Consider the following 6372-nt stretch of genomic DNA (forward strand, 5'->3'; position numbering starts at 1 on the left):
TGTTTGATTAAATTGTTAAAGAGCGTGCCTTTCGGCGAGGTGCGTATATTACGCTACCAGCGAACAATGTCAACGGTTAACTTATCTTTCTAATCAACGTTAAACGTCATTAAAAGTAACCTCTTTCGTTCTCAGTCATTGGCGTTGCAGCCCGTGTCTGTGGGGTCGCATTATAGGGATTGAATAGACATTGGCAAGTGTTTTTTTCGACAAAAAAATTGAACGAATAATTAATATACAAACAGCTGCTTTACTCTACAATAATTATGACTTGCTGGTCTATTTTCTTCATTCTTTTCGCTGATAATGTAATTCACTCATTTAATTTGCGGCAAATATTTAAACATCCACCTATATACCCGCTTGTACGAACTTCTTTAATGCAGCGTTTTGATTGGCACTGGTGAGTGTGGCTATTTCAGAAAAAACTGAAACCGTGCCCTGATCAACAAAGAGAAAGTGTGATGCTACATTAATCGCATCAGAAATATGATGCGTTACCATTAAAACCGTCACTTTTTGTATGCTCGCCATTTCCCTTACAATAGTGAGCATCTCTTCACGCAAAATAGGATCACAGGCCGAAAACGGCTCATCCAACAAAAGTAATGGTTTGTCTTGTACAAAGCATCTTGCTAAAGCAACTCGCTGTTTTTGTCCCCCAGATAACTGTTCTGGCAAACGCAGTAATAATTTTTCAATACCAAGCTTTTTGCAAATATCGATTATCTGCTCACCTTGTTGTTTATTTAGTTTAAGTCGAGGATCGAGTCCCAAACCAATATTGTCCGCAACATTAAGATGAGCAAATAAATTCTTCTCTTGGAATAACATCGCCAAAGGACGAAGGTGAGGCAATACATTAGTAACTGACTGACCTGCAACAACAGTACCGGCCATTTTTATATCTCCGCTTAATGGTTCAATAAAACCGGCGGCTAAATTTAATAAGGTACTTTTACCTGCCCCACTTTTCCCTAATACAGCAACAATACCCCCTTTGGAAATAGCAAAATCAAAACAGAATTGTTCTTGCTGATATTGATACTTAACATTATCAAATTGGATCATTTTTGCCTTCCCCCTTTATTGATAAGCTGTTTATTAATCGTTATTTTTGCGACTAGCATAAAAATAACAACACTGATCACTAACAAAAACAATGAAACAACCGCAGCTGACTCCATTTGATAACTGCCAAGTAATTGAAATAAATATAAAGGTAATGTTCTAAAGTCTTGGCTACCAAACAATGCAATCGCACTTAAATCACCCATTGATAAAACAAAACTAATCGAAAAAGCGTGTACGATTGGTTGTCTAATTGCCCGCCATTCAACTTGATAAAAACGAGAGAAACCAACCATGCCTAAGCTTGCACATAACTGGTCATACTGCTGAGCGATATGCAACATTGGCTGTGCGAGTGTTTTTATCACATAAGGTAACGCCATTAACGCATTGACTGCAATTACAATCACAATTGCCATACTAAATATATCGGTAATATTTCTAAGCAGCAGAAAAAGTCCGGTACTAATAACCAGACCGGGTGTAACCAAAATAATGGTCGCAATTAATTCCAGCTTATCCGCTCTAAAATTCAAACCAAGTAAGCGCCAAGAACGACTGGTAATAAGAATAAAAAGTCCTGCAATAAGCGCAATAGATGCAGCGAAAATGGCAACAATCAATGAGTTTTTAAGTGCATCCCAAAAAAAGGCCCCTGTAAGAACGTCAATAAACTTAGAATTAATACCATTAATAATTATCGATATCAAAGGAGGAATAACAAGTATTAATGCAATTGCAATCCACCCAGCATCCCAGCAACGGTTAAATTTGCTATCGTTAAATAAAGGGAAACGATAATTAACGGCACCACTGCCTACCGGTATTGGCCGTGAAAACCGCTGTATTATTATCGCAATACAGCCACAGAGTAACATCTGCCATAAAGCTAACAACGCACCTGATTGCAAATCAAAATCAAACTTAATAGCCTGATAAATAGCCAATTCAATAGTGGTTGATTTTGGCCCTCCACCTAATGCCATAACCGTCGCAAAGCTAGTAAAACAAAGCATAAAAACCAGCCCGCATACATGCGGAAGCTGCTGACGCAAACAAGGCCATTCCACCAGCTTAAACTTGTTCCAATGACTTATCCCAAGGTGAATTGACAATTTATGGTGTTCAACTGGAATAGATTGTAAAGATTGCAGCAATAAGCGAGTTGCAAAAGGCACATTAAAAAACAGGTGGGCCAGAAGAATACCGTTCAGTCCATAAATAGAGAAAGGTAATTTCTGATCAACCATTGCCAGCAGTTGAGCAATAATCCCACTATTTCCATATATTGAAAGTAAACCAAACACGCCCACCAACACAGGTAAAACAAGAGTGGTTGCAAATAAATCGAGTAATAATTTCTTTCCAAAAAATGCGCGACGAGATAAAGAATGGGCGATTGGAATCGCCAAGCCAATACTTAAGATAGTAGATAGGAATGATTGGTAAAAGCTAAATGCAGTAACGTGTCGATAATAAGGATCTTGCCATATAAACGCCAGATTTAAATCAGGCGATTGTAATAGCAAAGCCGAAATAGCCGCTATTACAAATGCCAAAATAAGTCCCGCCGCAACCAATCCAGGGAATGTCTTTGATTTTATAGACATCAAAAAAAGAGGCTTAGTTTATTAATGCATTTTGCCATTCTCTGACCCACAATTTACGATTAGCATCTACCTGATCGGCAGTGAAAGAAAAAGATTTATGTGGGATGATTAACTGATCAAAACCTTTTGGCAGCACAATATCTGTCACCGGATACATCCAGTTGCCCGTAGGTATTGCAGACTGGAATTCGTCACTTAAAATAAAGGCCATAAACTGATCCGCTAATTTTTGATGAGTACTGGTTTTTACTTTTGCAGAAACTTCTATCTGCATATAATGTCCTTCGGAAAAACCAGCCGCTGCAAATTGCTTCTTTTCCTCAGCAATAATGTGATATGCGGGGGAAGTCGTATAAGAAAGCACCATATCAGCCTCTCCCTTTAAAAACATATTATATGCTTCAGACCAGCCCTTTGTGACTGTGACGGTTTTCTTAGCCAGTTCCTGCCAAGCGTAGGTCGCTTGATCACCATAAACATGTTTAATCCAAAGCATCAACCCTTGTCCCGGTGTTGAAGTTCGAGGATCTTGATAAATAATTTTAAGATCGCCACGCTTTTCAATCAATTCTTTCAGACTGCTTGGCGGATTAAGCAACTTTTCTTTATTATAAACAAAGGCAAAATAACCGTAATCAAAGGGCACAAAAACATTATCAGACCAGCCGCCAGGTAACGTCACATTTGTCAGATCCACCTGATGCTCTGCTAATAAACCGGTTTTCTTTGCTTCTTCCATCAGATTGTTATCCAATCCAAGTAGCACATCTGCCTTACTGTTTTTCCCTTCTAAACGCAGCCGGTTTAAAATTGAAACGCCATCATCTAAAGCAACAAACTCAAGCTCACAGCCGCATTTCGCTTCAAACTGTTTTTTTATTTTAGGGCCGGGTCCCCAGTCTGAGGCAAAAGAATCGTAAGTATAAACAACGAGTTTTTCAGCCGCAGCTGGCATTGATATGATTGCTGACAAAGCAATGAGAAGAAATGTTTTTTTCACTATGCACTCCAAATGTAGCGTAAGGCATAGAAAGAGAGGCTAATCATTAAAAAGTAGTATTGATAAGCTCAATTCCTACGCCAGTATTATCTGGTTCAGGTATACGGGTTTAGTCTTAGTTCAACAATCTCAGCCTTGTAGATAAGCACCCCGTTGAGAGAAGTTATTGTATACCTAAAGACAAATTGAGGCACTCAAAGCTTTTATTTATCTAATACGCATGAGTATCTGTTTTTTAGGTTTATGCAATTATCACCTTATTCCTACACGTTACACCCTCGATATTTCAAGATGTAAAATCAGCAAGCCAAATTGTATTTAGCTTCTAGGCATAAAATTGAAACATAGCCACTCTAACATTGGTGTTTTATAACAACGAAGATAAGTGCTATTTTACTTGCCCTACGGGGAATTAATATCTACCGATAAAGAATTAACAAAGAACATCGTAATGATGTTGCCCCCTTGCACTGCCACCCGAATGAGTACTAGATAAAATATATTGAGATAAATAGGAATATGAACTGCTAAAAAATCTAGGTGTTCCATACATTTTTACTGTTTAAACTCTAAAAGGAGCTGTTTTGACACTACCACGAAGTAATAATTTATTGATCCGACAAACACAATGCCCGGCCCCTTCACCCCCTTAAAAGAGATATCTAATCCATTAATCTGTTGATAAAATATTTTTAGTGTTTTTAAGTATATGTAAAGAAAAATACCGCTCATTGCTGTGAACGGTATTTTTAATTCCAAAGATTACACGATGGATTATTTGATAATGAATTTAATCATCTAAACTGATCACTGAGACTCCAGTAAGCGCTTCGGGATCATCAATAGCAACCAATGTAGTAATGCTACCGGCTGTTAAATTAAACAATGCTGGTCCAATAGCAATGGTATTAATATCATCGGCAGGCGTCACTATCACATAAACTTCACCGGGCGAAACTTGCAGCATAGTGCTATCACCTTTATAAGATATATTACTTAGCTTCACATCGTCGTCACTCGGCGTGTTATCAGCACTGATATAAATATCAACATTTCCCGCTAAGGTTGAAGTATGAATAGCTCTTAGTTTAGCCGCTGTTGCTAGGCGGCGAGTATCGTCAGTAACTACCAATAACTGATCGTTATCTACAGCGTCGTCGAGATTACCAATAGCAAGCGCTGTATAATTAACTGCAGCTAGTAAAGATGCATCAAGACTAAGCGCTCCTACCACTGCAACAGGATCCGAACCATTTACGGCGACATCAAAAGTATAGTTTCCAGCAGGGACAGCTAAATAATCAGTAGACCCTTTAAAGGTCAAGTTATCTAATGGACTGCCCATCGCAGGTGCTATGCCATTCACCCAAACATCTACCCCTGGCGCATCAGAAATAGTATGTACAACACGTAGATTACTCCCGTTGTATTTATCCCGAACCACTAGCGAATCAGAGCCGGTATCGACCAGTAAATTAACAGGAGAAACCCCCGCTTCTGTATTATAAGTCGCTACTGCAAACCAATCGCCACCAGAAGGAACTTGCACTGCACCTGAATCAAAATAGACGGTACTGCTGTTGGTCGCTGAGGTAATGCGTATTTGATAACTACCGGCAGGCACTTCCACGGCTTCACTTACCTCCAGATAGGAGATATCATTTGCAAATGGTTGCACATCTGTTAAATCAGCATCAACGGCAGTAATGTAAATATCAACCATTGGCACATCTGGAGCGCCATGCATCGCCTGAACGCGAGCTCCTTGTGGCACAAGTGCATTGCGGGAAACAATCTTAGGTGTGAAAGCATTCACATCATCAGTGCCAAGCTGCGCAGCTTTGCCTGCCGCCACCACGTTGTACTCAATATCAGCCATTAAATCTAAGTTTGTCTCTGGAATCACTGTTAAACTAGATCCATCAGGTAAAATAGCATCTACTTGCACGCGATGATTGCCCGCATCTACACGAATTTGACCCGAGCTCTGCTGGTAATCGACGCCTAATAATGCAGGCTTACCATCGAGCCAAACATTAACTTCAGGTGCATCTGGTGAGGCATGGAAAACCCGTAAATATGAACTCCCAATATCATCTTTAGAATCACTGCCGCAGCCAACAAGCGCGCCGGTGATTATGGACGCAACTAACATTTTATGTATATTTTTCATTTCATTTACTCCCCCTGTAAAAATGTACTTATCATTACGTAAGCACTTAACAAAAAGATCAGTCGTACTTACAAAAAAATAATACCAATCCGCTTATTTAACTGGCCTGTTTTTTTATTTGAAAGTGCGGTTTTGACCTCGCCCCTACTATCACAGGTTTTGAATGCCACTGCGTGGCTACTCTTTATTTCCCATGTTCGAGTAGTCATCGCGTTAAGCGCTTAAACGAAAAAATCCCTGCTGACATAGTCAACAGGGATTTTCCGTATTCTTTATAATAAAGAGGGCCGCTTGGCGATGGTCAGGACTCGCAGAGCTCATCCGCTCGTGACACTTGCCTAGCGGCAAACTCGCCCTACTCGAGAGTAGGTCATGCATAAATCAGCCCAATTATCGAGTAGGGTGAGGCTTTTGCCTCATCCCTCTCACAGAACCGTACGTACGGACCTCGTATACGGCTCCTGTATTCTTATATTCCATCATTTCGTTTTAACAAACGCTGAGGGAGCAAGCCAACC

Annotated in this window: 4 protein-coding genes and 1 riboswitch; all 4 genes read right to left on the reverse strand. The window is 39.8% G+C overall.

What is annotated here, in order from left to right:
• Nucleotides 1-351: 351 nt before the first annotated feature.
• On the reverse strand, nt 352-1071 hold the full coding sequence (thiQ, locus tag KSO91_RS15465) for a thiamine ABC transporter ATP-binding protein (protein WP_238743929.1): 720 nt from the start codon (nt 1069-1071) through the stop codon (nt 352-354).
• Nucleotides 1068-2681 (reverse strand): thiamine/thiamine pyrophosphate ABC transporter permease ThiP, encoded by a 1614-nt coding sequence (thiP, locus tag KSO91_RS15470; RefSeq protein ID WP_238743930.1) that lies wholly within the window; start codon nt 2679-2681, stop codon nt 1068-1070. The genes thiQ and thiP overlap by 4 nt, the downstream gene beginning before the upstream one ends.
• 13 nt (nt 2682-2694) lie before the next feature.
• On the reverse strand, nt 2695-3681 hold the full coding sequence (gene thiB / locus KSO91_RS15475) for a thiamine ABC transporter substrate binding subunit (protein ID WP_238743931.1): 987 nt from the start codon (nt 3679-3681) through the stop codon (nt 2695-2697).
• 55 nt (nt 3682-3736) lie between these two features.
• Nucleotides 3737-3844, reverse strand: a riboswitch (TPP riboswitch).
• Nucleotides 3845-4471: 627 nt separating this feature from the next.
• Entirely contained in the window at nt 4472-5854 is a 1383-nt protein-coding gene (locus KSO91_RS15480; protein WP_238743932.1) for a DUF4397 domain-containing protein, read from the reverse strand.
• Nucleotides 5855-6372: the final 518 nt, after the last annotated feature.

The organism is Psychromonas antarctica, assembly GCF_022267535.1.
GTDB lineage: Bacteria > Pseudomonadota > Gammaproteobacteria > Enterobacterales > Psychromonadaceae > Psychromonas > Psychromonas antarctica.

Excerpts from the sequence above, each read along its gene's own strand:
- thiQ (WP_238743929.1), bottom strand. The coding sequence starts at position 1,071 with ATGATCCAATTTGATAATGTTAAGTATCAATATCAGCAAGAACAATTC.
- thiP (WP_238743930.1), bottom strand. The coding sequence starts at position 2,681 with ATGTCTATAAAATCAAAGACATTCCCTGGATTGGTTGCGGCGGGACTT.
- KSO91_RS15480 (WP_238743932.1), bottom strand. The coding sequence starts at position 5,854 with ATGAAAAATATACATAAAATGTTAGTTGCGTCCATAATCACCGGCGCG.